The 27,000-nt window shown below is 66.2% G+C and carries 29 protein-coding genes and 1 tRNA gene; 19 read left to right on the forward strand and 11 right to left on the reverse strand.

The genetic code is table 11. The annotated features are described in order from the left end of the window. Positions 1-6 precede the first annotated feature (6 nt). Both CXY82_RS14985 and CXY82_RS14990 read left to right on the forward strand, forming a co-directional pair. Positions 7-603 (forward strand): DNA polymerase III subunit gamma/tau, encoded by a 597-nt coding sequence (locus tag CXY82_RS14985; protein WP_104171616.1) that lies wholly within the window; start codon positions 7-9, stop codon positions 601-603. Next, positions 600-968, forward strand: coding sequence for a hypothetical protein (locus tag CXY82_RS14990; protein WP_104171617.1), 369 nt, complete (start codon positions 600-602; stop codon positions 966-968). The genes CXY82_RS14985 and CXY82_RS14990 overlap by 4 nt, the downstream gene beginning before the upstream one ends. A 241-nt stretch (positions 969-1,209) precedes the next feature. Here the strand turns inward: CXY82_RS14990 and CXY82_RS14995 are convergent, their stop codons facing one another. Then, complete coding sequence (locus CXY82_RS14995) at positions 1,210-1,605, reverse strand: DoxX family membrane protein (protein WP_104171618.1); 396 nt, start codon at positions 1,603-1,605, stop codon at positions 1,210-1,212. Between the two features lie 95 nt (positions 1,606-1,700). Between CXY82_RS14995 and serA the strand changes: the two genes are divergently transcribed. Then, positions 1,701-3,293 carry a phosphoglycerate dehydrogenase gene (serA, locus tag CXY82_RS15000; RefSeq protein WP_104171619.1) on the forward strand — a complete coding sequence of 531 codons (1,593 nt, stop codon included), beginning with the start codon at positions 1,701-1,703 and terminating at the stop codon, positions 3,291-3,293. Here serA and CXY82_RS15005 read toward each other — a convergent pair. After that, a complete protein-coding gene (locus CXY82_RS15005) occupies positions 3,283-3,876 on the reverse strand; it encodes a TetR/AcrR family transcriptional regulator (protein ID WP_104171620.1) in 594 nt (197 codons plus the stop codon). The genes serA and CXY82_RS15005 overlap by 11 nt on opposite strands. 131 nt (positions 3,877-4,007) lie before the next feature. On the opposite strand from CXY82_RS15005, the gene CXY82_RS15010 reads away from it, so the two are divergent. Then, the gene (locus CXY82_RS15010; RefSeq protein WP_233199375.1) at positions 4,008-5,495 is read left to right on the forward strand and encodes an MFS transporter; all 1,488 of its coding nucleotides are present in this window, start codon (positions 4,008-4,010) and stop codon (positions 5,493-5,495) included. A gap of 87 nt (positions 5,496-5,582) precedes the next feature. Here the strand turns inward: CXY82_RS15010 and CXY82_RS15015 are convergent, their stop codons facing one another. After that, positions 5,583-5,834 (reverse strand): DUF6458 family protein, encoded by a 252-nt coding sequence (locus CXY82_RS15015; RefSeq protein WP_104102889.1) that lies wholly within the window; start codon positions 5,832-5,834, stop codon positions 5,583-5,585. 102 nt (positions 5,835-5,936) lie between these two features. Here CXY82_RS15015 and CXY82_RS15020 point away from each other — a divergent pair, with 102 nt between their 5' ends. From CXY82_RS15020 to CXY82_RS15030, 3 genes are read left to right on the forward strand one after another with little or no spacing between them, the layout of a single operon-like run. After that, positions 5,937-7,010 (forward strand): 3-isopropylmalate dehydrogenase, encoded by a 1,074-nt coding sequence (locus tag CXY82_RS15020; protein ID WP_104171621.1) that lies wholly within the window; start codon positions 5,937-5,939, stop codon positions 7,008-7,010. After that, on the forward strand, positions 7,007-8,152 hold the full coding sequence (locus CXY82_RS15025) for a branched-chain amino acid aminotransferase (RefSeq protein WP_104171622.1): 1,146 nt from the start codon (positions 7,007-7,009) through the stop codon (positions 8,150-8,152). The genes CXY82_RS15020 and CXY82_RS15025 overlap by 4 nt, the downstream gene beginning before the upstream one ends. Then, the gene (locus tag CXY82_RS15030; protein WP_104171623.1) at positions 8,149-8,919 is read left to right on the forward strand and encodes a fumarylacetoacetate hydrolase family protein; all 771 of its coding nucleotides are present in this window, start codon (positions 8,149-8,151) and stop codon (positions 8,917-8,919) included. Before CXY82_RS15025 ends, CXY82_RS15030 begins: the two co-directional genes overlap by 4 nt. A gap of 3 nt (positions 8,920-8,922) precedes the next feature. Here the strand turns inward: CXY82_RS15030 and CXY82_RS15035 are convergent, their stop codons facing one another. Next, complete coding sequence (locus CXY82_RS15035) at positions 8,923-9,528, reverse strand: TetR/AcrR family transcriptional regulator (protein WP_104171624.1); 606 nt, start codon at positions 9,526-9,528, stop codon at positions 8,923-8,925. Positions 9,529-9,621: 93 nt separating this feature from the next. On the opposite strand from CXY82_RS15035, the gene CXY82_RS15040 reads away from it, so the two are divergent. Both CXY82_RS15040 and CXY82_RS15045 read left to right on the forward strand, forming a co-directional pair. Next, a complete protein-coding gene (locus tag CXY82_RS15040; protein WP_104171625.1) occupies positions 9,622-10,641 on the forward strand; it encodes an NADP-dependent oxidoreductase in 1,020 nt (339 codons plus the stop codon). A gap of 48 nt (positions 10,642-10,689) precedes the next feature. Next, complete coding sequence (locus CXY82_RS15045) at positions 10,690-11,406, forward strand: type 1 glutamine amidotransferase domain-containing protein (protein WP_104171626.1); 717 nt, start codon at positions 10,690-10,692, stop codon at positions 11,404-11,406. Positions 11,407-11,467: 61 nt separating this feature from the next. On the opposite strand, the gene CXY82_RS15050 is transcribed toward CXY82_RS15045, so the two are convergent. Then, on the reverse strand, positions 11,468-12,559 hold the full coding sequence (locus tag CXY82_RS15050) for an aminotransferase class V-fold PLP-dependent enzyme (RefSeq protein ID WP_104171627.1): 1,092 nt from the start codon (positions 12,557-12,559) through the stop codon (positions 11,468-11,470). An 81-nt stretch (positions 12,560-12,640) separates the two neighbouring features. Here CXY82_RS15050 and CXY82_RS15055 point away from each other — a divergent pair, with 81 nt between their 5' ends. The 6 genes from CXY82_RS15055 (at position 12,641) to CXY82_RS15085 (ending at position 18,619) form a co-directional block, all read left to right on the forward strand. Then, complete coding sequence (locus tag CXY82_RS15055) at positions 12,641-13,627, forward strand: LysR family transcriptional regulator (protein ID WP_370443713.1); 987 nt, start codon at positions 12,641-12,643, stop codon at positions 13,625-13,627. Positions 13,628-13,638: 11 nt separating this feature from the next. Further along, entirely contained in the window at positions 13,639-15,159 is a 1,521-nt protein-coding gene (gene gltX, locus CXY82_RS15060) for a glutamate--tRNA ligase (RefSeq protein WP_104171706.1), read from the forward strand. 136 nt (positions 15,160-15,295) lie between these two features. Beyond that, positions 15,296-15,367 (forward strand) — tRNA-Gln (locus CXY82_RS15065). 1,091 nt (positions 15,368-16,458) lie between these two features. Continuing rightward, positions 16,459-16,719, forward strand: a complete 261-nt coding sequence (locus tag CXY82_RS15075) for an SHOCT domain-containing protein (protein ID WP_104171629.1) — start codon at positions 16,459-16,461, stop codon at positions 16,717-16,719. Between the two features lie 92 nt (positions 16,720-16,811). Beyond that, a complete protein-coding gene (locus CXY82_RS15080) occupies positions 16,812-17,504 on the forward strand; it encodes a response regulator (RefSeq protein ID WP_104102914.1) in 693 nt (230 codons plus the stop codon). After that, positions 17,501-18,619, forward strand: coding sequence for a cell wall metabolism sensor histidine kinase WalK (locus CXY82_RS15085; RefSeq protein ID WP_104171630.1), 1,119 nt, complete (start codon positions 17,501-17,503; stop codon positions 18,617-18,619). The genes CXY82_RS15080 and CXY82_RS15085 overlap by 4 nt, the downstream gene beginning before the upstream one ends. On the opposite strand, the gene CXY82_RS15090 is transcribed toward CXY82_RS15085, so the two are convergent. Then, positions 18,611-20,998 carry a cation-translocating P-type ATPase gene (locus CXY82_RS15090; RefSeq protein WP_104171631.1) on the reverse strand — a complete coding sequence of 796 codons (2,388 nt, stop codon included), beginning with the start codon at positions 20,996-20,998 and terminating at the stop codon, positions 18,611-18,613. The two genes, CXY82_RS15085 and CXY82_RS15090, sit on opposite strands and share 9 nt — an antisense overlap. A 376-nt stretch (positions 20,999-21,374) precedes the next feature. Between CXY82_RS15090 and CXY82_RS15095 the strand changes: the two genes are divergently transcribed. From CXY82_RS15095 to CXY82_RS15110, 4 genes are all read left to right on the forward strand, one after another. Then, positions 21,375-21,626, forward strand: a complete 252-nt coding sequence (locus CXY82_RS15095) for an SHOCT domain-containing protein (RefSeq protein WP_104171632.1) — start codon at positions 21,375-21,377, stop codon at positions 21,624-21,626. Next, entirely contained in the window at positions 21,623-23,131 is a 1,509-nt protein-coding gene (locus CXY82_RS15100) for a multicopper oxidase family protein (protein ID WP_104171707.1), read from the forward strand. The genes CXY82_RS15095 and CXY82_RS15100 overlap by 4 nt, the downstream gene beginning before the upstream one ends. A gap of 104 nt (positions 23,132-23,235) precedes the next feature. Then, on the forward strand, positions 23,236-23,565 hold the full coding sequence (locus CXY82_RS15105) for a hypothetical protein (protein ID WP_104171633.1): 330 nt from the start codon (positions 23,236-23,238) through the stop codon (positions 23,563-23,565). Next, positions 23,562-23,783: a DUF2933 domain-containing protein gene (locus tag CXY82_RS15110; protein ID WP_104171634.1), complete on the forward strand. Its 222-nt coding sequence runs from the start codon at positions 23,562-23,564 to the stop codon at positions 23,781-23,783. Before CXY82_RS15105 ends, CXY82_RS15110 begins: the two co-directional genes overlap by 4 nt. A gap of 208 nt (positions 23,784-23,991) precedes the next feature. Here CXY82_RS15110 and CXY82_RS15115 read toward each other — a convergent pair whose 3' ends face one another. The 5 genes from CXY82_RS15115 to CXY82_RS15135 all read right to left on the reverse strand — a co-directional run bounded on the left by CXY82_RS15115 (position 23,992) and on the right by CXY82_RS15135 (position 26,995). Continuing rightward, the gene (locus CXY82_RS15115) at positions 23,992-24,960 is read right to left on the reverse strand and encodes a M56 family metallopeptidase (RefSeq protein ID WP_104171635.1); all 969 of its coding nucleotides are present in this window, start codon (positions 24,958-24,960) and stop codon (positions 23,992-23,994) included. Next, positions 24,957-25,337 (reverse strand): BlaI/MecI/CopY family transcriptional regulator, encoded by a 381-nt coding sequence (locus CXY82_RS15120; RefSeq protein ID WP_104171636.1) that lies wholly within the window; start codon positions 25,335-25,337, stop codon positions 24,957-24,959. The genes CXY82_RS15115 and CXY82_RS15120 overlap by 4 nt, the downstream gene beginning before the upstream one ends. Before the next feature lie 101 nt (positions 25,338-25,438). Beyond that, positions 25,439-26,077 (reverse strand): DUF3105 domain-containing protein, encoded by a 639-nt coding sequence (locus CXY82_RS15125; protein ID WP_104171637.1) that lies wholly within the window; start codon positions 26,075-26,077, stop codon positions 25,439-25,441. Positions 26,078-26,165: 88 nt separating this feature from the next. Further along, positions 26,166-26,414 (reverse strand): glutaredoxin family protein, encoded by a 249-nt coding sequence (locus tag CXY82_RS15130; protein WP_199180986.1) that lies wholly within the window; start codon positions 26,412-26,414, stop codon positions 26,166-26,168. Further along, a complete protein-coding gene (locus CXY82_RS15135; RefSeq protein WP_304481777.1) occupies positions 26,414-26,995 on the reverse strand; it encodes a redoxin domain-containing protein in 582 nt (193 codons plus the stop codon). The genes CXY82_RS15130 and CXY82_RS15135 overlap by 1 nt, the downstream gene beginning before the upstream one ends. Between the last annotated feature and the right edge of the window lie 5 nt (positions 26,996-27,000).

Consider the following 27,000-nt stretch of genomic DNA (forward strand, 5'->3'; position numbering starts at 1 on the left):
GGACTCATGACTTCTGGACACTCCGGTGACGACAACCGGGACGACGCCCTGGGCTGGGCCGGCGACGACGACCCCACGCTCGTCTCCGGCGGCGAGTCTGGCGCGACCGCACGGCCCGCCGAGCCCGATTCGGGTGCTTTCGTCACGACCGGCGACGGCTCCGGCTCCGGCTCTGAAACCGACACCGGCACCGGCACCGCGGCCGGTACCGAGACCGGTTCCGTCGCGCCGCCGGAGGGATGGACCGTGGCCGGTCCGGCATCCGCTGTCGCGGCGAAGGCGGCGGCCGACGCCGCCCTGACCCGCACGGCCACGAGTTCCCTGGCGCTCGTCTCGCTCGGAATCTTCGGCGGAATATATCTGCTCTACACGGTGGGCTGGTTCATCGGCGTGGGCCGCATCCAGACCCCGCCCGCCGACGGGTTGTCCGAGTTCATGTTCTCCCTAGGTCTCTGGCTGGCCGTGGCCGCTCCCGCGGTCTGGTTCGCGGTGACGTTCTGGCTGACCAGAACGCATCCCCGAGCCCGGATCGGCTGGCTACTCCTCGGAGTCGTTCTGCTCGCCCCGTTGCCGTTCATCTCCGGACCGGGGGTCATCGCATGACCGATTCACCGGTGACCACGCCCGCGACCGTCCCCTCATCCCGGCGGCGCACCCCGCGCTGGCTGTCGACGGGCATCGCGATCCTGTTCGGCCTTTGCTATGCCTACGACATCTGGGAGGGCGTCGGCAACCTCGTCGGCCTCAACATCCTGGCTCAAAGCCTCGACACCCAGCTGAGCGGACTCGGTATTTTCGTGCTCCTCGTCGGCATCCTGGGCCCGCTCCTCGTCTTCGTGCTTGCCGCATGGATCGGGCGCTCACGCGGACCCGCCGCGCAGGCTGCCCTGTTCCTGGCCGGCCTGGGTCTGAACGCCGCGATCGCCGCCAACATCTTCACCCTCGGCGCGGGCAGCCTGCTCGCCTAGCCCTGCCTGCTCGCCTGGCCCTGCCTGCTCGCCTAGCCCTGCCGCTCGCCTGGCCCTGCCGCTCGCCTGGCCCTGCCGCTCGCCTGGCCCTGCCGCTCGGTGTCCCGAACGAATTCGACGGAGATTTTGCTCTCAACAGCGCGTTTGGGTTCAAAAACGGGTGTTTGACCCAAAATCTCCGTCGAATTGGTTCGACACCGGGCAGGGCGCTCCTCCAGTGTTGCACGGCGTCGCCTAGCGCTCAGGCGATCGCGACGACGATCAGCCCCATCAGCACGAGCTGCCCGGTCAGCCGCGGCACGAGGGGGATCGCGGCCACGCCGAAGCGGTCCGGGTAGCGCGCGGCGAAGGCGTTGGCCGGGAAGATCGCCGCCAAGAACACGATCAGGCAGACGCCGGCCGTCACCATCGTGGGTGGATACAGCAGTCCGAGCCCGCCCGCGATCTCGCAGACTCCGGTGAGGATGACGAGGTTGCCGGGGCGAAGCATCCCGGTCGTTCGCAGCCGTGGCGGGATCATCGCCCTCATCGTGCGCGCCACACCCGGCACGAAATGTGTGATGCCGGCGCCGATGAAGACCACCGCCAGCACGATGCGCACGGCGAACTGGAGGTCGGGGAATGTAACGCTGCTCATGGCTCTATTCTCCAGCCGATAGAGTGATTTCACATCTGGCGCCCCACGGTCGCGGCGCAAGCCATTTTTCTGCTGCAATCGGAGGATCCGTTTTCGTGTCAAAACCTGTTGTCCTAATCGCTGAAGAATTATCGCCTGCCACCGTCGACGCCCTCGGGCCCGACTTCGAGGTTCGCTCCGTAGACGGCACCGACCGGGTCGCGCTACTCGCCGAACTGGCCACGGCGCATGCCGTTCTGGTGCGCTCCGCCACGAAGGTGGACGCGGAGGCAATCGCCGCCGCACCGTTACTGAAGGTCATCGCCCGCGCGGGCGTCGGCCTCGACAACGTCGACATTAAAGCGGCCACGGCTGCGGGCGTCATGGTCGTCAATGCCCCGACATCCAACATTATTTCCGCCGCAGAACTGACCGTCGGGCACATCATCAGCTTGGCCCGTCACATCCCGGCCGCCCACGGCGCGCTGGCGCAGGGGCAGTGGAAGCGCTCCAAGTACACCGGCGTCGAGCTCTACGAAAAGACCATCGGCATCATCGGCCTCGGCCGCATCGGTGCCCTCATCGCGGCGCGGATGCAGGCCTTCGGCACGAACATCATCGCCTATGACCCCTACATCACCTCCGCCCGCGCCCAGCAGCTCGGCGTGGTTCCGGTCAGCCTCGATGAGCTCCTTGCACAGTCGGACTTCATCACCATCCACATGCCCAAGACGCCCGAGACCAACGGCATGATCGGCGCCGAACAGTTCAAGCTGATGAAGCCCACCGCGTTCGTCGTGAACGTGGCCCGCGGCGGCCTCATCAACGAGGACGACCTCTACGACGCCCTCACGGCCGGCACGATCGCCGGCGCCGGCCTCGATGTGTTCGTCAGCGAGCCGCCGACCGGGTCGAAGCTGCTCGGCCTCAACAACATCATCACCACGCCTCACCTCGGCGCCTCCACGGACGAAGCCCAGGAAAAGGCCGGCGTCTCCGTGGCCAAGTCGGTTCGCCTCGCCCTGTCGGGGGAGCTCGTCCCCGACGCGGTCAACGTCGCCGGAGGCGTTATCGACCCCTACGTGCGCCCCGGCATCCCGCTGGTGGAGAAGCTCGGCCAGGTCTTCTCCGGTCTCGGCGCCCACAGCCCGCTGACCAGCGTCGACGTCGAGGTGCGCGGCGAGCTCGCCGACTATAACGTGAGCGTGCTCCGGCTCGCCGCGCTCAAGGGCATTTTCACCAATGTCGTCAGCGAGACCGTGTCCTACGTCAACGCGCCGTTGCTCGCCGAGCAGCGCGGCGTCGCGGTGCGCATGATCACCGACAAGGAGTCGCCGGAGTACCGCAACGTCATCACGCTGCGTGGCGCCCTCGCGGACGGCTCGCAGGTATCGGTGTCCGGCACCCTGACCGGCACCAAGCAAATCGAGAAGATCGTCGAGATCAACGGCTACGACGTCGAGGTTCCGTTCGACGACCACCTGATCGTGATGCTCTACACGGACCGTCCGGGAATCGTGGCCGTCTACGGCCGCGAGTTCGGCGACGCCCAGATCAACATTGCGGGCATGCAGATCGCCCGCCACGTGGCCGGCGGCAAGGCCCTGAGCGTACTGACGGTCGACTCGCCCGTTCCGGCGAGCCTGCTGGCCGCGGTGCGCGACGCGATCTCGGCCGAGGCCATGATCGAAATCTCCATCACCGAATAGCAGTTCCGTCGGTCATCCGCCCGATCACCGCGAGCAACCGGTCCAACCTCGTCGTCGATGTGCCATCGACGGCAGGCTGGCCGGGGTTCGCGAGGGTGGATTCGTAGTACAGCCCGTCACTGACGAGCATGATCACCTCGGCCACGTCCGGGTCTCCCACCGCCTCCTCGATGACGCTCAGCCACTGGCGCCGAGTTGCGGCCAGGGCCGCATTGGCCAACGGATGTGCCCCCTGCGCCAGTCTGACGGCCGCACCGATCGACTGGTCGAGCACCGTCCCCTCGCTCATCGACGTGCGGATCAGGTAGTCGACCGCTCCGGCCGAGGCCGCTCGAATTTGTTCGACATCGTCGGCGACGAGCGCGTCGAGCCGGGCCAGGAGTCCCTCCACGAGCGCGTCTTTCGACCCGAAGTGGTAGAGCAGGCCGCCCTTGGACAGGCCGGCCGCCACCGCCACCGCCTCGAGGGTGGCCGCCCGCTCGCCCTGGTCGATCAGGAGGTGCGCGAACGCGTCCAGGATGCGATCGCGCGTGGGGGAGAGGCGGGGCACGTTCCGGGTCGGGGCTGCGGTATCAGAGCTCATGGTGCTACTATACCGTCTGGACGGTTTACTTTACCGTCTGGACGGTACAGCATCCGTCCCTGGAGCCGAAAGAAGTCGTTCCCGTGTCGAATACCGTCCGAGAGACCACCCCCGTCATCGCCGTCAGCCGTGTGATCAGCCCCCGCCGCCGGTGGTGGGCGCTCGTCGTGCTCATGCTGCCCGTGCTCCTGGTTTCGATCGACAACACGGTGCTCAACCTCGCCCTGCCGGCCATTTCCGAGGACCTGCGGCCGACCGGCACGCAGCTGCTCTGGGTAATCGACATCTACCCGCTCATGCTCGCCGGCCTCCTAGTGGCCATGGGCAGCCTCGGTGACCGGATCGGGCGCCGCCGGCTGCTGCTGATCGGCTCCGCCGGGTTCGGCGCCGTTTCCGTGGTGGCCGCCTTCGCCCCAAGCGTCGAGTGGTTGATCATCGACCGCGCCGTGCTGGGCTTCTTCGGCGCCATGCTGATGCCGCCGACGCTGTCGCTGCTCCGCTCCGTCTTCACCGAGCGCAACCAGCGGCGGCTGGCGATCGCGATCTGGGCGAGCGGTTTCGCCGCAGGCAGCGCGCTCGGCCCCGTGGTGGGCGGCGTGCTGCTGGAGCACTTCGCCTGGGGCTCCGTCTTCCTGCTCGCGGTGCCGCTGCTCCTGCCGCTGCTGGTTCTCGGGCCCCTGCTCGTGCCGGAGTCCCGCGACCCGAACCCCGGATGCATCGACGCCCCGAGCATCGCGCTCTCGCTGGCGACCATGCTGCCGATCGTCTACGGGATCAAGGCCCTGGCGGAGCACGGACCCACGCCCTTCTCGCTCGGCCCGATCGTGCTCGGACTCGCCGCAGGCGTGCTCTTCGTGCGCCGCCAGCCCCGGCTGACGCACCCGATGATCGACCTCGGGCTGTTCCGCCAGGGGGCCTTCAGCGGGGCGATCGGCGTCAACCTGCTGAGCGTCGTGGCTCTCGTCGGCGGCCTGTTCTTCGTCTCCCAGTACCTGCAGCTCGTGCTGGCCCTCTCGCCTCTGGAGGCGGGGCTGGTGCTCGTGCCGGGACTGGCGGCGATGATCGTGTCCGGCCTCGTTATCGTGCCCATCGCCCGGCGCGTGCGGCCGTCGATCGTCGTTCCGGTGGCACTGCTGATCTCGGCCGTCGGCTACGCGGCCGCCGCCCTGGGCGGGGGAGACCTCGACGCGGTCGGCATCGCGCTCGTCTTCGTGGCCCTCGGGATCGGGATCGGCGCGGCCGAGACGGTCTCGAACGAACTGATCGTGGCGAACGCCCCGGCGGACAAGATGGGGGCGGCATCCGCTGTCGGCGAAACGGCCTATGAACTGGGCGCCGTGCTCGGCACGACCATCCTCGGTACCATCCTGACGGCGTCGTACCGCAGTGCGGTCGTGTTGCCGGAGGCCCTCACCGCGGCGCAGAGCGCGGCGGCGGCGGAGACCCTCGGCGGTGCGGTGGCCGTGGCCGACGGGCTGCCCTCCGGCCTGGCAAACGTGCTGCTCTCGTCGGCCCGCGATGCCTTCACCGGCGGAATTTCGCCCACGGCCTGGATCGGAACCATTCTGGTGCTGGCGGCGGCGTTTGTGGCGCTGGTCACCCTGCGTAAGGCGACCTGATCACCTGAGCCGCCGCCGGCGAAGGCCGGTGCCGGGGCGCGTGTCGACGTCGACCTCGACACGGGCCCCGGCACGACGGACGTCGACCTAGACGTCGTCGACGGAACGCTTCTGCGACGTGACCTGTTCCCCGCTCGCCTGGTCGACGGCGCTGCGGGTCGTGGTGATGCTGCTGCGCTTGCGGGTCAGCAAGACGATGCCGATGACCATGATGACAGCACCGGCGCCCATCAGGATGTAGCCGACCAGCTCGATGTCCATCCACTCGACGGTCACGTTCAGGGCGAACACCATGATGGCGCCGACGACAAGAAGGAAGATTCCCAATCCGAGACTCATGCGGAACTGCTTTCTATTGGTTGTCAGGAATTGACCAGCTTAGACACTCGTTGCGTCGCAGTAGGGTTTATCTACAGCCAACTTTCAGACATACGGAGTCGAATGTCCCCTCTCATCAAGCTTGCTGTCATTCCCGGCGACGGGATCGGCCCCGAGGTCGTCGCCGAAGCGGTCAAGGTTCTCGAGGCCGCCACGTCTGCCGACGACGTCACCTTCGACGCAACCTGGTTCTCCCTCGGCGCCGCACGGTTCCTGGAAACCGGCGATGTGCTGACCGATGACGACCTCGCGGCGATCGCCGACCACGACGCCATCCTGCTCGGCGCCGTCGGCGGCGTGCCGGGGGACCCCCGCCTCGCCAACGCGAATATCGAGCGCGGCCTGCTGCTCAAGTTACGCTTCTCGCTCGACCACTACGTGAACCTGCGCCCGAGCGTTCTCTTCCACGGCGTGCCCAGCCCGCTGGCGTCTCCGGGCACCGTCGACTTCGTCGTCGTGCGCGAGGGCACGGAGGGTCCCTACGTGGGCAACGGCGGAGCGATCCGCCAGGGCACCGCGCACGAGGTGGCCAACGAGGTCTCCGTCAACACGGCCTTCGGCGTTGAACGCGTGGTGCGCTACGCCTTCGCCCAGGCCCAGGGTCGGCCCCGCCGCCACCTCACACTCGTGCACAAGACCAATGTGCTCGTCTTCGCCGGCAGCCTGTGGCAGCGAATCGTCACCGCCGTCGCAGCCGAATACCCCGAGGTGACCGTCGACTACCTGCACGTCGACGCGGCCACGATTTTCCTGGTCTCAAATCCGAGTAGATTTGACGTCATCGTCACGGACAACCTCTTCGGCGACATCCTCACCGATCTCGCGGCGGCAATCAGCGGCGGCATCGGCCTTGCGGCCTCCGGGAACATTAACCCTGAGGGCAGGTTTCCCAGCATGTTCGAGCCGGTACACGGTTCGGCACCGGACATCGCGGGCAAACAACTGGCTGACCCCACGGCGGCCATCCTGTCGGTGGCGCTACTCCTGGAGCACTTCGGACTCACGGATGCCGCGGCCCGGGTGACTGCCGCCGTGACCGCCGACATCGTGGCCCGGGCGGCTCTCGGCACACCCCGGAGCACCAGCGCCGTGGGCGACGCCATCGTGACTCGACTGACAGACAAGGGAATCCAATGAGCCAGCCAGCGCCCCCGACGACATCCGGCACCGCCACCTTCCCGCTGAGGTTCAGCCTGACGCCGTCGACCGCGGCCCGCACGAAGATCGAGCGCGAAGAGATCCTCGTCGATCCCGGCTTCGGCAAGAAGTTCACCGATCACATGGTCGCCATCGACTGGACCCTCGACGCGGGCTGGCACAACGCCCGGGTCATGCCCTACGGTCCGCTGCACCTCGACCCGGCCTCCTCGGTGCTGCACTACGGCCAGGAGATTTTCGAGGGGCTGAAGGCCTACCGTCACGCCGACGGGTCGATCTGGACCTTCCGCCCGGAGAAGAATGCAGAGCGCCTGCAGCGCTCCGCACGCCGCCTGGCACTGCCGGAGCTCTCCGAGGTCGACTTCATCGAATCGATCCGGCAGCTCGTGGCCGTGGACGGCGACTGGGTGCCCTCTGCTGCGGAGACCAGCCTCTACCTGCGCCCGTTCATGATCGCCAACGAGAGCTTCCTCGGCGTGCGGGCCGCGCACCAGGTCGGTTACTACGTGATCGCCAGCCCGGCCGGCGCCTACTTCGCCGACGGTGTGGCCCCGATCAAGATCTGGCTCTCGACCGAGTACTCCCGCGCCGGCCGCGGAGGCACCGGCGCGGCCAAATGCGGCGGCAACTACGCCGCCAGCCTGCTGCCTCAGATGCAGGCTTATGACAACGGCTGCGCCCAGGTGCTCTTCCTCGACGGGGAGACCAGCAGCCGCATCGACGAACTCGGCGGCATGAACGTGTTCTTCGTTCATGGCACCGACACGCTCGTCACCCCGCGCTTGACCGGCGCGATCCTCGAGGGCGTTACCCGCGACAGCATCATCCAGCTCGCCCGGGACCGAGGCCTGACCGTGGAGGAGCGCGACGTGACCCTCGGCGAATGGCAGGACGGTGTCGCATCCGGTGCCATCACCGAGGTGTTCGCCTGCGGCACGGCTGCCGTCGTCACCCCGATCTCGCAGCTCAAGGGCCCGAACCTCTCCATCGGCGACCCGGATGGCCCGGCCGGCCAGATCACGATGGCGCTCCGCCAGGAGCTGACCGACATTCAGTACGGCCGCCTGCCCGACCGCCATGGCTGGCTCACCCGGCTCGACGCCCCGGTGGGACCCGCGTGAAAATCGCACGGTTCAGTCACGAGGGACGCATCTCGTTCGGCATCGTCGACGACGACGAGATCGTCGTTTTAAAGGGCGACCCGATGTTCGCGGGCTATGACCCGTCCGGGGAGCGCGTGGCCCTGCGCGACGTGAAGCTGCTCGCCCCGGTGATCCCGCGGTCGAAGATCGTGGGCATGGCGTGGTCCTACTTCGCCGACGCGGCCGAGCAGTCCGCCGCGGCCCGCTCGCCCGGTGAGCCCAGGTTTTTCCTCAAGCCGAACACCTGCGTCGTCGGCCCCGGCGACCCGATCACCGTGCCGGCGTCCACGGACAACGTGCACGTCGAGGGCGAGCTCGCGATCGTGATCGGCAAGATCACCCGCAACGTGTCCGTCGACGCCGCCGAGGACTCCATCTGGGGCTGTACGGTAGCGAACGATGTCACCGCCCGCGATCTGCAGGAGCGCGACGGCGACCTCACACGGGCCAAAAGCTTCGACTCGTTCTGCCCGCTCGGACCGGTCATCGACACCGAATACGATTGGACCACGCTGACCATCGAGTCCCGCATCAACGGCGAGGTCTTCCAGAAGGGCAATGCGACGCTGCTCAAGCACACCGTTGCGGAGATGATCTCCTTCGTCTCCAGCGTGTTCACCCTGCTGCCGGGCGACGTCATTCTGACGGGTGCCCCCGACCGGTCCGCCTCCGTCGTGCACGGCGACGCCGTGCAGGTCGAGATCGCCGGCATCGGCGTGCTGGCGAACCCGGTGCGGCGCGCCTGATCGTCAGGCGTCGGTCGCGGCGTGCACGGGAAACCAGGACCGGATCTGCTCCGTCGCCGTGTCCAGCAGCGCCACCGATTCGGTCGCGTTGACCCGGGCGAGCAGCATGGCGCTCATGCCGAGCGAAGCCAGGGTGCGGGCGCGTTCCGGCGCGCGGTCCGGCGCGCTTCCTCCGGCCGCCCGGAGGGCGTCCTGCAGGGTGTCCTTCAGCTCGGACCGGTAGCCGTCCACGACCTGGCGGGCCAGGTCGTCGTGCCCGGCGAGGCCTGCGGCGCAGTTCACCAGCAGGCAGCCGCGGCGCGGGGAGTTCTCCGGCAGGGCGGAGACCGCCGACCTGAGTTCGCTGAAGTAGGCCAGCAGCGAGGCCCGGCCGATCCCCGGCCCGGTCAGGGTCCGCAATCTCGGGCGGATGACGGAGGTCTGGTAGTCCTCGACGGCGGCGTCGAAGAGGCCACGCTTGCTGCCGAAGGCGTGGTAAAGGCTGGATCGCCGGAGACCGGTCGCATCTTCGAGGTCGGCGAGCGAGGTAGCCTCGAAGCCCTTGTCCCAGAACAGGTCCCTGGCCGCCTGGACGACGGTTGTGCGCTCGAAACTCTGCAGCCGTCCCATGGTGTTTCCTCCGTTTTCGCTGTGAGTGGTTTTGTGTATCGATCAGTACACAATATATTAGACTATCCGTTACAAAAAAGCAGAGGAGCCGCCATGGCCTCGTCCATCACCAGCACCCAGATCCAGCTTGTCGCCCGCCCCACCGGCTGGCCAACGGATGCCGACTTCGGCACCATCCGCATCGACCTGCCCGAGCTGACCCCCGGTCAGGTTCGCGTGGCCAACGAGTTCGTCTCGGTCGACCCCTACATGCGCGGCCGGATGAACGACGCCAAGTCCTACTCCGCCCCCTACGCCCTCAACGAGACGATGACGGGCGGGGCCGTCGGCCGCGTCGTCGCATCCGCCTCTGACGCGGTTGCCGTCGGCGACGTGGTCGTGCACCAGTTCGGCTGGCGCGACCTGGTTCAGGAGGAGGCCGCCGGCTTCCGCGTTGTCCCGGAAATCCCCGGCGTGCCTCTCTCCGCCTACCTCGGCGTGCTGGGCATGACCGCACTCACCGCCTACGTGGGCCTGCTCGAGGTGGCCGGGCTCTCGGAAGGCGACACCGTTTTCGTTTCCGGCGCGGCAGGGGCCGTAGGCAGCATGGTCGGCCAGATCGCCCGTCTCAAGGGCGCGAAGCGCGTGATCGGTTCCGCCGGGTCGGCCGAGAAGGTTGCCCTGCTGACCGAGAAGTACGGCTTCGACGCCGCCTTCAACTACAAGGACGGCGACATCGCCAAGCAGCTCGCCGCCGCGGCTCCGGACGGCATCGACGTCTACTTCGACAACGTCGGCGGCGAGCACCTCGAGGCGGCACTGGCCAGCTTCAACGACGGCGGACGCGCCGCCCTCTGTGGCGCGATCTCCGTCTACAACAACACCGAGGCGACCGGCGGCCCGCGCAACCTGGCGAACATGATCGGTCGCGGGCTGACCCTCAAGGGCTTCACCGTGGGCAACTACGTGCAGCATTTCCCCGCGTTCTCGGCCGACATGGCCGGCTGGCTCGCCGCGGGCGACGTCGTCTTCGACGAGACCGTGGTCGACGGGATCGACCACGCGGTCGACGCCTTCCTCGGCCTCATGCGTGGCGAGAACACCGGCAAGATGGTCGTCCGCACGAACGTCTGACTTTCCCGACAGCATTCATTTCACACGATCACACACTCTGGAGAACCCATGAATTCCGTACTTTTTGTCGTCAGCGCCGCTGATCACTGGACCCTCAACGACGGCAGCCTGCACCCCACCGGCTACTGGGCCGAAGAGCTCGCCGAACCGCACCGCCTGTTCACCGAGGCCGGCTGGCGGATCACCATCGCGACGCCCGGCGGCGTCGCCCCCACCATCGACGCGGGAAGCCTGGCACCCCAGGCGGCCGGCGGGGAAGACCGGGCCGCGGCCATCGTCGCCTACCTCGACACCATCGGCAGTGAACTCGACGAGCCCCGCTCGATCAGTGACATCACGGTCGCCGACTACGACGTCGTCTTCTACCCCGGCGGCCACGCCCCGATGGAGGACCTGGCCGTCGACGCCGACTCCGGACGCATCATGACCGAAGCCCTCGACTCCGGAACGATTCTCGGCGTGCTCTGCCACGCCCCGGCCGCTCTGCTCGCCGCCCAGCGGGCCGACGGCAGCTGGCCCTTCACCGGCTACCGAATGACCGGCTTCACCGACGAGGAGGAGACTCTCGGTGGCCTCGCCCCCAAGGCGCCGTGGCTCGTACAGAGCCGCCTGGTCGCGCTGGGCGCCGACTTCGTCGCCGGCGCACCCTGGGCCGAGCACATGGAGATCGACCGCAACCTGTACACCGGCCAGAATCCGGCTTCCTCCGCCGCTCTCGCCGGCGCGATCATCACCGCCGTCACCTCCGTCACCGCACAGAAGTAGTCGAGTCGCCGCGAGGCCCTGTGGCCGAGCAAGCCCTGCGGTCACGCCCGTCGGGACCCGGCTATGTCCGTAGGGCGCGCAGGGCGTCGGCGACGTCGTCCTCGTCATTCCACAGGTGGAAAGCGACGCGGGCCCGCCCGGCCCTGCGCGACGCTGTGAGACCTGCCCGGGTGAGGCGGTCAAGGTCGGTGCCGTCGGCATCCGGCCAGGTCACGATCGACTGCCCGGCCGGGGCGAGCCCGAGCCCGGCGCAGAGCGCGTCGCCCAGCGCCACCGCGTGGTCGCGCACCGTCGACAGGTCGAGCCGCCCGAAGAGCTCCAATGCGGGTTCGGCGCCCACCCAGGCGTTCCAGGCCGGGGAGACGTCGAATCGGCGCGCATCAGCCGCGAGGTTCATGTCCGGTCCGTAACAGGAGGCCCACGGGTCCCGGCCGGCATACCAGCCCGCCTGCACCGGGTGCAGCACTACGGCCAGCCGCTCGGCCACGGTCAGGAAGGCCACGCCGCGCGGGGCGCAGAGCCACTTGTAACTGTGGCAGATAGAGGCGTCGAAGACGGATGCGTCCACCGGCATCCACCCGGCTGCCTGCGTCGTGTCGCAAACGGTGAAGCACCCGTGAGCACGGGCGGCGGCCACGATCCCCGCGGTGTCGGCGACGGCACCGGTGGCGGACTGCACGAGCGAGAACGCCACAAGCCAGGTGTCGGCGGTGATCCCGACGGCCAGCTCGGCCAGAGGCAGGTGCCGCACGGTGACCCCGCGGTGCGCTTGGCTGAGGAACGGGAACACCATCGAGCTGAAATCGCCGTCGACGCAGAGCACCTCGGCGCCGTCGGGCACGCTCGCGGCGAGAAGACCGGCCAGCACGGATGCCTGAGACCCGATCGCGACCCGGCTCACCGGAACAGCGACGAGTCTGGCATACGCGTGCCGGACCCGTTCGACCACGGCGGCATACCCCGCCGCCGACGCGGTGCCCAGCGCCCAGGCGTCGGCGTCCACGCGCAGGGCCGCTTCCGTTTCCCGGGTTGGCAGCCCGAGCGTGCAGGCTGCCAGGTAGCCGCGGCCGCCACGGAACCGCTCGCGCGCCTCGCGCACGCCGATGCGGGCCGGCAGCGTCGAACGGGACGCGGAAGAGTCGCTCTGGATCATTTCTCCAGCATGCGACCGGCCTATTCATTTGACAACAACCAGTAGCTGAGGCAATCCATAAGCATAAGTTATGATCACTTCGTGCCCGCCATCGCCCAGCCCGAACTCGACTCCACCATGCTGCGCGTCGTGGGTGCGCTCGCCGACTACGGCTCGATCACGGCGGCCGCGGCGGCGCTCGGCTACAGCCAGCCCGCCGTGAGCCAGCAGCTCAAACGGCTCGAGCAGCGCATCGGGATGACCGTGATCGAACGCATCGGCCGCGGCGTGCGGCTCACCGAGACCGGCCGGATGCTCGCCCGGCACGCCGCCACCGTGAGCGGGGCCCTGGACGCCGCCGCGGGGGAATTGTCCGAACTTCGCGGCCTGCGCGCGGGCCGGGTGCGTCTGGCGGCGTTCCCCTCCGCCTCGGCGACCATCGTGCCGCGCCTGCTCGCTGACCTGCAGCGCCGCCATCCGGGAGTCAGCGTCACCTACCTCGAGGCCGAGCCGCCCGAAGCCGTGGCCCTGGTGCGCCAGAATCAGGCCGATCTGGCGATCACGTTCAGCTACCCCGGCGACCGGGTCGACCCTCACCGGGACAGCGCCGAGGGCCTCGTCGTGACCCGGCTCCGCCGCGACGAGATGATGCTCGTGCTGCCGGCCGCACACGCCCTGGCCAGAGACAGCGCAGTCGACCTCGGCGACCTGGCCGAGGAGAATTGGATCGGCGGATGTCCTCGGTGCCGCGGCCACCTGCTGGAGCTCTGCGGTCACAACGGTTTCACGCCCCGCATCTCCTATGAGACCGACAACGCGGCCGCCGTGCTCGGCCTCGTGGCGGCCGGCATCGGGGTGGCGATGCTGCCCGCGCTCGCCCTCGACTCCGTCGGCGCGCAGCCCCTCGTCGCCATCCGGCCCACGCGCGGCCGCGACCACCGCACCTTGCACACGGTCACGGTCACCGGGGCCGCGGGCGTGGCGGCCATTGCCGTCACCCTGCGCCGGCTCGCCGCGCTGGCCGGACCGGACGCGGCACCCGCGGCACCACCTATATCCCCACGCGCGCCCTCACCCGGAGGCAACTAGAATCGGGGATGATGTCTGAGACAATTGCGCACCCGTTTTCCACTGCCACCGGCACCGACGTTCGCGTTCGGTTCTGCCCCTCGCCGACCGGAACGCCGCACGTCGGCCTGATCCGCACGGCGCTCTTCAACTGGGCTTACGCCCGGCACACCGGCGGCACGTTCATCTTCCGGATCGAAGACACCGATCCGGCCCGCGATACCGAGGAGAGCTTCGTGCAGCTCCTCGACGCGCTGCACTGGCTGCGCCTGGACTGGGACGAGGGCGTCGAGGTCGGCGGACCGCACGCTCCCTACCGCCAGTCCGAGCGCTACGACATCTACCGTGACGTGATCGAGCAGCTCAAGGCGTCCGGTCACATTTACGAGAGCTTCGCCACCGGCGAGGAGATCGAGGTGCGAAACGTCGCCCTCGGCCGCGACCCCAAAGCCGGATACGACAACTTCGAGCGCGACCTCAGCGATGAGAAGAAGGCGGCCTTCCGTGCTGAGGGCCGCTCGCCGGCGCTCCGCCTCAAGGTGCCCGACACGGACATCTCCTTCGACGACCTGGTTCGCGGCGAGATCACCTTCCCGGCTGGCTCGTTCAGCGACTTCGTCGTCGTGCGGCCCAACGGGCATCCGTTGTACCCGTTCGTGAACCCGGTCGACGACGCCATGATGGGCGTCACCCACGTGCTGCGCGGCGAAGACCTGCTCTCCTCCACGCCGCGCCAGATCGCCCTGTACCACGCGCTGATCGACATCGGACTGGCCACGTTCGTGCCGCGTTTCGGGCACATGCCCTACGTCATGGGCGAGGGCAACAAAAAGCTCTCCAAGCGCGACCCCGAGTCCAACCTGTTCCACCACCGCGCCCGCGGCTTCGTTCCCGAGGGACTGGTCAACTACCTGTCGCTGCTCGGCTGGTCCCTCTCCAGCGACCGCGACGTGTTCACGATCGATGAGATGATCGCCGCGTTCGACGTCGTCGACGTGCTGCCGAACCCGGCCCGCTTCGACCTCAAGAAGGCCGAGTCGCTCAACGGCGACCACATCCGGCTGCTCGACCCGGCCGATTTCGCCGCCCGGGTCATCCCGTACCTGGTGGCCGCCAGCGACGTGACCGAACCACTCAGCGAGGTGCAGCAGGCTATTCTCGAGGCCGCCGCACCGCTCGTGCAGGAACGCATCGCCCTGCTCGGCGAGGCACCCGGCATGCTCGGTTTCCTGTTCATCGGCGGCGACTCGCTGGCCTACCAGCCGGATGCCCTCGCCTCGCTCCCGCAGAACACGCGCGAGATCCTCGCCACGTCCACGGCAGCGCTGCTCGACATTCCCGAAGCGGAATGGACGCACGACCGCGTGCACACCACCCTGACCGAGACGCTGATCGACGGGCTCGCGCTCAAGCCGCGCGTGGCCTTCGGCCCCCTGCGGGTCGCGGTCTCCGGCCGGCGCATCTCGCCGCCGCTGTTCGAGTCGATGGAGATCCTGGGCAAGGCGGAGTCCGTGCTGCGTCTTGCACGTCTGGCTGCCACCACTCTCGAGTGACTGGCCGCGCGGGGCCGGGCCCCTCGGGGTCTGCCCCGGCAATCGGCTCGAGCCGGCGGCGATTTCGGCCCTGGGTTTGTCCCGGCCCTCTGAGTGGGTTAGAGTTACGAGTCGGTCCGTTCTGAGGAACAGGCATTGGGGTATGGTGTAATTGGCAACACGACTGATTCTGGTTCAGTTGTTCTTGGTTCGAGTCCAGGTACCCCAGCAGTAGCAGGTGCAGGATTCCGCGGTGAAATCACCCATCGCTCATCGTTGGGGCCCGAAACGGGCCCGGTGTCCAGAACCAATACCACAACAAGCGCCATGCGGGGCCACAGCGGCGCTGCCCGGGTTGATTCGCTCTCGTCACTACGCAACCGGGCTGACACTCGACGCCGTTCGGCGTTCAGCCCGCGCCGCCAAGGTGCACACCGCGATGTCTTTCCTGGCTCGTCCGGATGCGGTGGACAATCTGATTTTCAGACGATGACTCGAACAGTTGACGGATGGTTTGCCGCACCGTCGGTATCAGGAAGCGACGCATAACAACCGTCGGCATGCGCTTTGCGGCTTGGTATGAGCCTGGCCAGCGCGTTTCATCAAACCTTCACATGCTCGGGGGCTGGAGCTTCATGCGCGGTCTGCATGCTGGTGTGTAGACACCAACCTGGTGGCTGAACGTGAAAGGTGTTGAGACTGATGAAATTCAATCGGAAGAACATGACCGCTGGTATTGCGGGACTCGGGCTTGTCGGAGCGCATGTCACGGGCGGTGTTGCCGCGGCGCAGGCATCTACCGGTGATGGGGCCATTTCCCAGCCACCATCGACGACCTCGTCGTCAGTTTGCGACCACCGGTCAGGCCACTTGGCCGGCATAGCATTCGGGCAGAGTTCGCCCATGGTCGCGATCGCGAGCTACCTCGGCTTGAGTCGGACGGAGCTGCAGGACCGGCTGCAGTCGGGTGGGTCCCTCGCGGATGTCGCTGAAGCCCAGGGCAAATCGGTTTCTGGGCTCAAAGATGCAATGGTCTCACAGCAGAGGACCACGCTCGACTCCAACAGCACTCTGTCATCTGATGACAGGGAGTCAGCCGTAGAACAGATGAGGAGCCGCATTGACCCGATGCTGAACGCGACCCACACCCCAGGTGAGGGGAAGGGCATGGGTTCGGGAGTCGGTATGCACTCGGGCGCAGGGACGGGCACAGGGATGGGCTTGGGAATGGCGACGACCTGACCGTCTCCTGAACAGGCAGACCGGTCCACGGGCTGCCTGGATGTACGAAAATAAACACGAACTGAAGGAGCAGAAGAAATGATGTGGGGAAACGGATACAACGTGACGTGGGGATGGCCGGTAGGGCTGCTCATGCTCGTCGCAGTCATCCTCCTTGTTGTCTGGGTCGTGCGGGCTTTTGATGGCGGAACTGAACGCGGTGGGTTCCGCGGGACTACTCCGCTGACCCGCGGACAAGGCGAGCGCAGTCAAGCGCGTCAAATACTCGATGATCGCTTCGCGAAGGGTGAATTGAATGAAACGGAATACCGAGAACGGTTGCAGGTGCTCGAGAGGTAAGGCCTGAGGACGTCCTCCCTCGCCGAGTCCCTGGGGCGCAGTGCAGAGACCGTGCCGCCGGACGGCGATAATCAGAAGAAAAGGGTTGAGCGATGCAGAAGGTCCTGGTTGTCGACGACGAGGCGCAGATCAGGACGGTCCTGCGCGGCTACCTGGAAGCGGAAGGTTATGACGTAGCGGAGGCCGCGGACGGCGCCGAGGCGCTTGCGGTACTCCATAAGGACCCTCCCGCTCTCGTGCTGCTGGATGTAATGCTGCCGGGGATCGACGGGCTGGAGGTTCTCCGGCAGTTGCGAGGCTTCAGCGACGCGTACGTGATCCTCGTCACGGCCAGGGCGGAGGAGGTCGACAAGCTCGTGGGGCTCGGTGTGGGTGCGGATGACTATGTGACCAAGCCATTCAGCCCGCGCGAGGTGACGGCTCGAGTGAAGGCAATGCTCCGTCGTGACAATCGGGATGAGCGGACCGACAGAGACGCCCTGCTTCGCTTCGATGGCTTGTCCATCAAACCCGCCCACCGAGAGGTTGAGGCGAATGGAGTCTCCGTGGGGTTGTCGAGCCTGGAGTTTGACCTTCTCACCGCACTCGCAACCGAGCCCGGGCGGGTGTTTTCCCGGGCACAACTGCTTAAAAAAGTCTGGGGCTACGATTTCTACGGCGACGAACGGGTCGTCGATGTCCACATCCGCAGTTTGCGCGCACGACTCGGCGACGATGCCGGCGATCCACACCTGATCGCCACGGTGCGGGGCGTGGGCTATAAGTTTGTGGCCGGGCCCAGATGAAGATGCGCCTCTCGCTGCGCCTGTTCATCTCCTATGCCGCTATTGCCGTGGTCGGCGGCGTGGTGGCTTATCTGACGATCTCGCTGCTTGCTCCTCGACTGTTCGAAGACCGGCTGGGGATGATGATGGACAGTGAGGGCACCGGAGTGTCGATGGGGGCCATGGACGCGACCAGCGTGCGCTCCGCCTTCCTATCCGCGCTCACGACCTCGCTGATCGTCGGGGTACTGGCCAGCGTCATCGCCGCAGGTTTCGTCGCCGCGGCAGTCACGGGGCGCCTACTTCGCCCCCTCAACGCTGTGCGGGCCGCGACCAAGCTGATCGCTGCCGGAAAATACGGAGGCAGGGTTCCCGTCCCCTCCGAGCCGGAACTCGCAGCGCTGGCCACCGACGTCAACACGCTGGCCCAGGCCCTGGCCGATACCGAGTCCCGGCGAACCCGGCTGCTTGGGGAGGTTGCGCATGAAATGCGAACCCCACTGACCGTTCTGGACGGCTACGTCGAGGGGCTGATCGATGGCGTGTTCACCGCCAGCCCCGACACATTCGCCTCCCTCAGCGGGGAACTGCGCCGCCTGCACCGCCTCTCCGATGACCTGTCCAGCCTGTCGCGCGCTCAAGAACAGCGGCTCGACCTGCATCCAGTCGATGCCGACCTGGCCGATCTTGCTCGCCGCACGGCCAACCGGCTCGCTCCGCAATTCGAAGATTCGGGCGTGACGTTGACACTCAACGTCGCCACGCCGCTGCCCGTGCACGTGGACCCGGACCGGATCACCCAGGTTCTGACCAACCTTTTCGGCAACGCCCTGCTCGCCACCCCGGCGGGCGGTGCGGTCACGATCACGACGCACGGCGCCGACGGCCGTGGTGAGGTCGTCGTGATCGACACGGGAGTGGGCCTGGCCGAGGAGGACACAGACCGTGTTTTCGAGCGGTTCTACCGTGTGCCCGGACAGGCCCGCCGCTCCGCCGGATCAGGGATCGGTCTCACGATCGCCCGGGAAATAGCGCGTGCGCACGGCGGGGACGTGACGGCCTCGTCGGGAGGGACCGGGCAGGGAGCCAGCTTCGCGGTCGTGGTACCCCTGCGCGCCGCCGCCAGATCAGGCTGAAACTCCGACGTCATTCCCTGCTCCATCAGTCAAGGTGGTGGCCGATGTGCTCTCGGGCTGTCGCGGGAGGCGCAGCCGCTTGAGCAGCAGCGCGTTGACCGCGACGATGACGCTAGAGCCGGACATGGAGATGGCGGCGATTTCCGGACTGAGCCGGATGCCGAATGTCGGAAAGAAAACGCCCGCGGCAATGGGAAGCGCGATCGCGTTGTAGCCGACCGCCCAGCCGAGGTTCTGGCGCATCTTGCGCACGGTGCCTTTCCCGATGCGCAGGGTGATGGGGATGTCGAGGGGGTCGGACCGCATCAGGACCACGTCCGCCGTATCGATGGCGACATCCGCTCCTGCCCCGATGGCGATGCCCAGGTCCGCCTGTGCCAAGGCCGGAGCGTCGTTGACTCCGTCGCCGACCATCGCGACTCGTTTGCCGGAGGCCTGCAGCTCCTTGATTTTCGCGGCTTTGTCTTCCGGGAGCACCTCGGCGATCACAACATCGATGTGGAGCATGGATGCGATCCGCTGCGCGGTCGCCTCATTGTCGCCGGTGAGCATGACGACCTCGATGCCCGTTTCGTGAAGAGCGACAACGGCGGCCGCCGCGGTCTGTCGAACGGCGTCAGCCAGGGCGATGACCCCAGCGGCCTTCCCGTCGACGGCGACGAGGACCGCCGTCCGTCCGGTCGCGGCCAGCGTCTGACGCTGGGCGGACACCGGATCAATATCGATGCCCTGGGCAACCATGAGTTTGCGGTTGCCGACGAACACCTGGCGTCCTGCGACTGTGGCGCCGGCACCATGTCCCGGAACATTGCGGAACGCAGATGCTTCCAACGCTTTCGCGCCGCGCCCGACGGCGTAACTGACGACGGCTGCGGCGAGCGGATGCTCGGACTCCCGTTCCACTGCAGCGACAAGGGCCAGCAACTCGACCTCATCCATCCCGACAGCTATGAAGTCCGTCACCTCTGGTTCGCCCCTGGTCAGAGTTCCCGTCTTGTCCAGGACGACCGTGTCGATGCGAGCCGAAGTCTCCAACGCGGTCGCAGTTTTAAAGAGGACACCGCGTTTGGCGCCCAGACCGGTGCCGACCATGATGGCGGTCGGTGTCGCCAGGCCCAACGCATCCGGGCAGGTGATGACGACGACGGTGATCGCAAAGAGGATCGCGGTAGGAAGGCTCGCGCCGGCCAAGAGCCACGCACCCAGGGTGGCGCTGCCGCCAATGAGGGCTACGAGCACAAGCCAGAAGGCCGCGCGGTCGGCTAGCCGTTGTCCGGGGGCCTTGGAGTTCTGTGCTTCCTGAACCAGGGCCACGATCTGCGCGAGTGCGGTATCGGCGCCGACTTTGGTCGCCCGCACGCGAAGGGTTCCGGTGGTGTTCACTGTGGCGCCGATCACGGTCGATCCGATGCTCTTGGCGACGGGAAGGCTCTCCCCGGTGACCATGGATTCGTCGATGTCGGACTCACCGTCTTCTACGACGGCGTCAGTTGGAACTTTTGCTCCGGGCCGAACCAGGAGGAGGTCGCCCGGGACAACCTCCGCGGTCGGGACCTCAACCGGTTCCCCGTCGCGGATGACGAATGCCATCGACGGTGCCAACTCGAGCAGCGTACGGATGGCGTCGTTTGCGCCGCCCCTGGCACGCATTTCAAACCAGTGGCCCAGGAGGACGAAGCTGGTCAGAACGGTCGCAGCCTCGTAGAAAACTTCCCCACCACCGGTAAGGGTGACAGACAGGCTATAGAGCCAGCCCGCTCCAACACCGACGGCTACCAGAACCATCATGTCCAGGGTTCGGGCCCGCAGCGCCCGGAAGGCCCCATCGAAAAAGATCCAAGCCGAATAGAAAATGACCGGCAGAGACAGGATCAACGCGAAAACGTCATCCCGCAGCCCGAACGGGGCAGGAATCGCGAAACCGAAAACGTCCCGGCCGATCGGCGACCACAGGGTGATCGGAACTGACAGGATCGCCGCCACCATGAACCGGTTGCGCATGTCCCGGATCATGCCGGCCATGGACATGTCGCCGTGCGCTCCACCATGCCCCATGGTCTCCTGCATGGTTCGAGGCGGTTGTCCGGTCTTCATTTCATGTTCGGTGTGGTCGGTGACGGATGACGCCATCGGATCGCAGATGTGATCGGGCACGGAGCGTCCAGCGCAGTGGTAACCGCATTCCCGGACCCATGCCGCCAGATCAGTGACGGAGGTCTGCCTGGGATCGAAGGTCACGCTCGCGGTTTGCGCTACCGGATTCGCATCAACGCTTAACACGCCGGGGCGGCGGGCGAGCACCGACTCGACGATCGCTCGCGAGGATGCCCATTGAACGCCCCGCACTTCGAGGACAGTAGTTTCGGCTTCCTGAGTCATGTGAATCTTCCATTCTGAAGAATCGGCCTCACAGCGACAATCTCCGTGTCGAACACTCTCACCCTATACCCATGGGGGGTATACGATCGGGGCGATCCACCTCGTCGGTGGGAGGCTGTCGTAGGGCCTCTGGGTCGTTAATCAGGCAACGCTACTAGGATAGATAGTATTCCGGAATGCTTCTACCGGCTCACGGCTCGCTTGTCGTTCGTTGCTCGCCGTGACGGCTTGAGGCGCACTGAACGACTACCCCTTCCGGGAGGATGCACCGCCTGAAAAAGGGGAGTGGTGCACGCCGTTTGATTGTCCAAAATACCCCAAGGGGTATGCTTATGGCAGTGTCTATTCACGAAATATGAGTCGAAGGAGTCGGATCATGATGTGGGGCTATGGAGGAAGTATGGGGCTGTACTGGCTCTTCGGGCTGCTGACAATTGTCGGTATCTCGTTGCTGGTCGTGCTCATGGTTCGGCTGTTTTCTGGAGATCGTAGTGTCGGGCCGAAGCAGGGGGGAGAGGTTGGGCCTGGCCGCGCGCGCCAGATACTGGATGAACGTTTCGCCAGGGGTGAGCTGACCGCGGAGCAGTACCGCGAACAGCGCGCAGTCCTGGGCGAGGATAAGTGGTGAAGCCTCTCAGCCGTCGAAGCGCTCTCACGCTCGGTGGCCTCGGGCTGGCGAGCACGGTTGCCGGGGGAGCGGGACTTCTCTGGAGCCAGCAGACAGCATCGCCTTTGGCCACCGGCTCAGGCTTTGGGGCGCCCTCCGGGGATCCACTGGTTCAGCCGCCCGAGTTGCGTAGCGCCGATGGCCGCCTCAAGGTACGCCTGGATGCTGCACCGGGGGACGTGAAGATTTCCGGTCGCGGTGCCACCGTGCTGAGCTATAACGGGGGCGTGCCGGGGCCTACCCTACGCGTTCAGGCGGGCGACACGCTCAGTGTGCGCCTGCACAACGGCCTCAACGATCCGAGCAACCTGCACGTGCACGGATTGCATGTTTCTCCGTCGGACAACGGCGACAACATGTTCGTGACCGTGAAGGCCGGAGACTCATTCGACTACGAATATCAGCTGCCGCCTGATCACCCGCCGGGAGTGTACTGGTATCACCCGCACTACCACGGGTTCGTCGCCGATCAGGTCTTCGGCGGCCTTTACGGGGCCATCATTGTCGAGGACCCCACGCCTATCAGGGCAACGCGAGAGCGCGTGCTCGTCATCTCAGACATCACACTGGACAGCCTGGGCCGCATCCCTCCCGTCACGCCGATGGAACAGACGGCGGGACGGGAAGGACAACTCGTTCTGGTCAACGGGCAGGTGAATCCGGTCATGACCGCCCGTCCGGGGGGACGCGAACGTTGGCGCATCGTCAACGCCTGTGTGTCCAGGTATCTGCGGCTGCGCCTTGACGGGCAGCAGCTGCAACTTCTCGGCATCGACTCCGGGCGGTTCCAGACCCCCGGCGACGTCGACGAGGTGGTGCTGCTTCCCGGCAATCGAGCGGACCTGCTCGTTTCCACTATCGCAGGAACGTCCATCTTCCAGGCCTTGCCCTACGACCGCGGCAGCGCGAACGGAATGATGGGCGGGATGATGGGCGGCGGCGCTGGACCCAGCGGACAGGACGCTCAGGCCAACCCTCGCGGCGTTTCAGTGGCGACGCTGACGGTGTCCGGTGATGCGGTTACTGCTCTGTCCGCAGTCCCCGAGCAGGCCGCGCCCTCCGATCTTCGTTCGCGGCCGGTGACGGCTCGTCGCGAGCTCACGTTCGGGATGGGCATGGGCGGAATGAGGGGCGGCTCGATGATGAGTTTCACCATCAATGGGGAGGTGTTCGACGCGGCTAGAACGGACACCACGGTTCAGTCCGGCAGTATCGAAGAATGGACCCTGACCAACCCCACCCAGATGGACCACCCCCTGCATCTTCACGTGTGGCCAATGCAGCTCGTTGAGGAAAATGGCAGGGCAGTCGAGTCTGTGGTTTGGCAAGACGTCCTAAACGTTCCGGCAGCGGGGCGGGTGAAGGTCCGCGTTGCCTTCGACGACTTCGCCGGACGGGCTGTCTATCACTGCCACATCCTCGATCACGAGGACAACGGGATGATGGGCGTCATTGAAGCAAAGTAACAAGGACCGCTGACAGGGACTTTCCTGTGTGACCGCGGTTCACTGGGACGGGAGCCAACCCCGGCGACTACTATGAAAGATAGTAGACAAAGAAGGAGGCGCTCATGCGCTCACGAATCTGGATCATCTCCCTGGCCGCTGGTGCGTTGCTTGCAGCAGGCACCGTCGCTCCGGCCTACGCGGCCGAGGGCAGCAGCCCTCCGGCCCCGGCGGGTCAGGCCGAGGATAGCGCCCGCGGACACGTGGCCGCGATGCACAGAGCACCCGGTCTGGTGAAAATGCACGAACAGATGATGGCCGGGATGTCCGACACGGCTGACATGACGGCCGGTGCACCCGGCATGGCGAAAATGCACGAAGAGATGATGGCCCATCACCCGGCTGGCGACGCTTCGTCGGAGGCTGGCAATAAAAGCCCGGAGGCGTCACGGTGAGTACGGCGCTCTATGGTCTGGCCCTCCTGGCCTGCCCAGTGGTTATGGGCTCGATGATGTGGTTCATGATGCGAGGGAAGAAGACAGCTGATGCGCCGAAGTCGCTGTCGGCGGCCGATGAAATGGAGTTGACCACACTGCGCGCCGAGGTGGACACGCTGCGGGCGAGCGGGAATGGTGTGGGCGCCACGCGACGGTCGGATGTGGGCGCCCGGTGAGTGAGTTCAGCCCGAAGACCAATGAGCTGTACGAACGTGCACGTTTGCGTAAGGAAGTCTCAGCTTCGCGAGCCCAGGACTGACTAAAACCCCAATCCGACATCTGCCGGATTGGGGTTTTTTTCCTGCCTAGACACTTATTTTTTGATGGCCGTCAGTGCGGTTGCAGTGTGAGATCCGGGCTTCCGGGGGGAATGCGCAGCGTCGATCACATGGTCAAGGACTGCTCGTCCTCCGGGCACGGGTCCATTGTTCCCGCTGCGGATGCGGGGGCGATGGCGAGGAACAAGGGCAATGCGATCAACAATCCCATAGCCAAAGCAGCGACGGTTGTCTTCCCGGCGCCGAGGGGCCGAACCGGTGAAATGAGTCTCCTGACTCGGCTGGAAGCTGACTCTCCCCCAGCGCCGAGGGCCGCCGCCGGGGTCAGACCGTGTTCAGCCAGGCGCACCAGGGCGGTGGCCACTGTGGTCCGGTCGCTGTGTCTGCCCGCACTGTCATCGGCCAGCATCTCGACGAGCCGGCCGAGTTCTCTGCGTGCGGTTCGAAACGCTGTGACGCGGGGGAACGCATGCTGCAGCGCGTCGGATGCCGCGAGGATGAGGTCGTGGCGTCCTCGCAGGTGCGCCCTTTCGTGGGCCAGAACGGCGAGGAGCTGATTGTGATCCAACGCCGACAGGGCGGCGCTGGTCAAGACGACCTGGTGAATCCTGCCTGGTAGGCAGTACGCGGCGGCGGCCGGATGGTCGACGACGAGAGCGTCGTATCGGAGGTGGGGTCGCGCAATGAGGGCCAGGGCGTCCAGTTGCACTTTCCTGTTACGGGCTGCGATTGCCCGGTCCGCGGCCAGGCAATAGGCGACCCGGACGAGGATGGCACTTGCGGCGGCAGCGCCGGTGGCGCTGACCACGGCACCGCCTGGCGTGGAGTATTGCGCGAGGAGGGCCATCGCGCAGGTTCGGATCCAGTCGGCGAGGTTGATGGTCCAGGGAATCGCGGGGATGGCCAGGCTCGAACCGGCAAGCAGCACCGCCAAAACAATTGAGACGCTCAGCGTTTGCCAAGCAGCGATCCCGATCCGGGGAGACCGCTCGAGCCACGACATCCGGCGCAATAGGGCCGGCCCCAGGACGGCCAGAATCACGGCGAGGACCGTCAAAACAGCTGGAGCAATCATGGCGCGGTGCTTGTGCGACCCTGAAGGTGCTCGTCAAGGGCAAGACGGAGGCTGGCGACTTCCTCTGGCGGAATATGGTCGAGGAAGTGCAAAAGTGTCACCGAAGTGTCAGCTCCTCCGGCAAGGACTTCCCCCATGAACGCGGCAGTGTGCTGCTCACGAGTCTGCGCAGGTCGGTAAAGATACGCACGGCCGTCCTTCTCCCGGGTCAGCAAGCCTTTGCGGCGCAGGTTGTCCATAACCGTCATTACCGTTGTGTAGGCGAGTGTGCGCTCGCGTTGGAGATCCTCCAGCACCTCGCGAACGGCGACCGGGCGCCCCCAGGACCAGATGCGATCCATGACGTGCTGTTCCAGCGTGCCGAGTGGGCGCACCATGGGTTGCTCCCTTCTACGCTCTAATGGAAACGAAAACCCCTAATCAACTACCTTCCATAGTAACGTACGGTCCCTGCTGCGCCCGCGGGTTCCTGTGCTGATCAGCCCTGGACGCCACCAGAGCAGGGTGCGCCGGGTTCGGGTGTCTGTGGCCCCTGTAGGTAGGTCTGCAGGAACAACTGCAGGCGCGGGTCATCCACGCTGTCCAGTTGCAGTTGTTTTCCCCAGGCGCTGGCGATAATCGGGGCGGGGAGGTCGGGATACGGGCTCAAGAGTTCGTATGGGTTCGACTCGGCATCAGCCGTCAGAGTGTCGATCTGCTCTTGCGGCAGATCGGATCGGTAGGTGACCCACACCGCGCCATGCTCGAGCGAGTGCACGGCCCGCCAGGTGTCTACCGGCTTCGTATACACGCCGCAGTTTGTCAGCTCGGCGGAATGTTCTCCGCCGACGGGGGGAAGCGTTGGAAACGCAACCTCGTTGACCACGTGGTCGCGGCTCAATCCATCAGAACTCTCCACGCCGCTGATTGGCTTGTCTGTTGCCGATCTGGCCGCGTCCTGGTCTTTCTGGTTGACGATGAAGATGGAGACAACGGTTGCCACGAGGGTGATTGCGACGACGGTGCCCAAGCCGTAGATCCAGAACCTCCGACGCCGCTCGCCCCGCTTCAGCTCCGCTCGTGCGGCCGCAACGATCGCCTGCCGATGTGCTCTGTCCTCTGTGTTCGGGTGTTCCATTTGGACGGTCCTCTCTATTGCTGTTCTGCATTGTGATGTACGGCAACGCCCTGTGAGCTGCCGTTCGAGCCCGGCTGCCCCTGGGCGGCTACGTCGGGGCGGGACAGGTGGTGCCGCAGCTTCTTCTCCGATAGCCTCCGTAGCTGAACATGACGTCGTCGATCAGGATGCTGGGGGCAAAGATGATGCCGTTCCGAGCGGCCAGAGCCCGGCCTTCATCGGTGTCGAGGCCGATCGTCTCGACCTGAAAGGAGTAGTCCGCGGCGAGTCGGGACAGTACCAGCTTGGCTTGATCGCAGGCGTGGCACGAGGCTTGCGTCAGTACGGTGATTCGCATCAGGCGTCGGTCCGGAGAGCCTGCATCTGGGTGAGGATCTCGTCTACCGGCACGTACATGGTGTAGTTAGGCGGGCCGCCGTAGTCGGCTCGCCACTCAATTTCCCCCGTCGGCCCAACCAGGATGAAGCTGTGTCCGTTGCGGGATTCACCCATCATTCCGTACTTGTTGGTCTGGTAAGTCAGGGAGAAATCCAGACGGATGTCGGCCAAAGCGACCGCCGTCAGCTTGTCGTCGGCCATTTTTTGGGCGATCAGGTCCACCGGCCCGCTGGTGATGGTGAGGAGCTGATCGACGCCGACGGACTGCAGCTCGGTCTCGGCGGCGTCCAGATCGCGGATTTGGTCCCAGCACGGCTGGCACCCGATCCCCTCATGGAAAAAGAGCAGGACGGACTCGCCACGGTAGTCGCTGAGATTGACCGTCCCCCCGGCCGTGGAAGCGAGAGAAAAGTCGGGGGCTTCCGCGCCCGGGCCGGGAGCACCCACGGCATAACTGACGGAGGCGGTGTTTTCCACAGCCGTGGGGGTCCCGTTCCAAGTGCTTTCCATGACCACCAGGATGGCTGCCGCAACCGCCATGATGC

Source organism: Cryobacterium sp. M23, assembly GCF_002929655.1.
GTDB classification, from domain to species: Bacteria; Actinomycetota; Actinomycetes; order Actinomycetales; family Microbacteriaceae; genus Cryobacterium; species Cryobacterium sandaracinum.

Bases quoted from the DNA above. Each gene is read 5' to 3' on its own strand.
- gltX (WP_104171706.1), top strand. From the start codon at position 13,639: ATGTCTGAGACAATTGCGCACCCGTTTTCCACTGCCACCGGCACCGAC.
- CXY82_RS15080 (WP_104102914.1), top strand. From the start codon at position 16,812: ATGCAGAAGGTCCTGGTTGTCGACGACGAGGCGCAGATCAGGACGGTC.
- CXY82_RS15125 (WP_104171637.1), bottom strand. From the start codon at position 26,077: ATGGAACACCCGAACACAGAGGACAGAGCACATCGGCAGGCGATCGTT.
- CXY82_RS15050 (WP_104171627.1), bottom strand. From the start codon at position 12,559: ATGATCCAGAGCGACTCTTCCGCGTCCCGTTCGACGCTGCCGGCCCGC.
- CXY82_RS15090 (WP_104171631.1), bottom strand. From the start codon at position 20,998: ATGACTCAGGAAGCCGAAACTACTGTCCTCGAAGTGCGGGGCGTTCAA.
- CXY82_RS15020 (WP_104171621.1), top strand. From the start codon at position 5,937: ATGTCCCCTCTCATCAAGCTTGCTGTCATTCCCGGCGACGGGATCGGC.
- CXY82_RS15085 (WP_104171630.1), top strand. From the start codon at position 17,501: ATGAAGATGCGCCTCTCGCTGCGCCTGTTCATCTCCTATGCCGCTATT.
- CXY82_RS15045 (WP_104171626.1), top strand. From the start codon at position 10,690: ATGAATTCCGTACTTTTTGTCGTCAGCGCCGCTGATCACTGGACCCTC.
- CXY82_RS15105 (WP_104171633.1), top strand. From the start codon at position 23,236: ATGCGCTCACGAATCTGGATCATCTCCCTGGCCGCTGGTGCGTTGCTT.
- CXY82_RS15130 (WP_199180986.1), bottom strand. From the start codon at position 26,414: ATGCGAATCACCGTACTGACGCAAGCCTCGTGCCACGCCTGCGATCAA.
- CXY82_RS15025 (WP_104171622.1), top strand. From the start codon at position 7,007: ATGAGCCAGCCAGCGCCCCCGACGACATCCGGCACCGCCACCTTCCCG.
- CXY82_RS15040 (WP_104171625.1), top strand. From the start codon at position 9,622: ATGGCCTCGTCCATCACCAGCACCCAGATCCAGCTTGTCGCCCGCCCC.
- CXY82_RS15015 (WP_104102889.1), bottom strand. From the start codon at position 5,834: ATGAGTCTCGGATTGGGAATCTTCCTTCTTGTCGTCGGCGCCATCATG.
- CXY82_RS15115 (WP_104171635.1), bottom strand. From the start codon at position 24,960: ATGATTGCTCCAGCTGTTTTGACGGTCCTCGCCGTGATTCTGGCCGTC.
- CXY82_RS14995 (WP_104171618.1), bottom strand. From the start codon at position 1,605: ATGAGCAGCGTTACATTCCCCGACCTCCAGTTCGCCGTGCGCATCGTG.
- CXY82_RS15095 (WP_104171632.1), top strand. From the start codon at position 21,375: ATGATGTGGGGCTATGGAGGAAGTATGGGGCTGTACTGGCTCTTCGGG.
- CXY82_RS14990 (WP_104171617.1), top strand. From the start codon at position 600: ATGACCGATTCACCGGTGACCACGCCCGCGACCGTCCCCTCATCCCGG.
- CXY82_RS14985 (WP_104171616.1), top strand. From the start codon at position 7: ATGACTTCTGGACACTCCGGTGACGACAACCGGGACGACGCCCTGGGC.
- CXY82_RS15075 (WP_104171629.1), top strand. From the start codon at position 16,459: ATGATGTGGGGAAACGGATACAACGTGACGTGGGGATGGCCGGTAGGG.
- CXY82_RS15035 (WP_104171624.1), bottom strand. From the start codon at position 9,528: ATGGGACGGCTGCAGAGTTTCGAGCGCACAACCGTCGTCCAGGCGGCC.
- CXY82_RS15135 (WP_304481777.1), bottom strand. From the start codon at position 26,995: ATGGCGGTTGCGGCAGCCATCCTGGTGGTCATGGAAAGCACTTGGAAC.
- CXY82_RS15120 (WP_104171636.1), bottom strand. From the start codon at position 25,337: ATGGTGCGCCCACTCGGCACGCTGGAACAGCACGTCATGGATCGCATC.
- CXY82_RS15005 (WP_104171620.1), bottom strand. From the start codon at position 3,876: ATGAGCTCTGATACCGCAGCCCCGACCCGGAACGTGCCCCGCCTCTCC.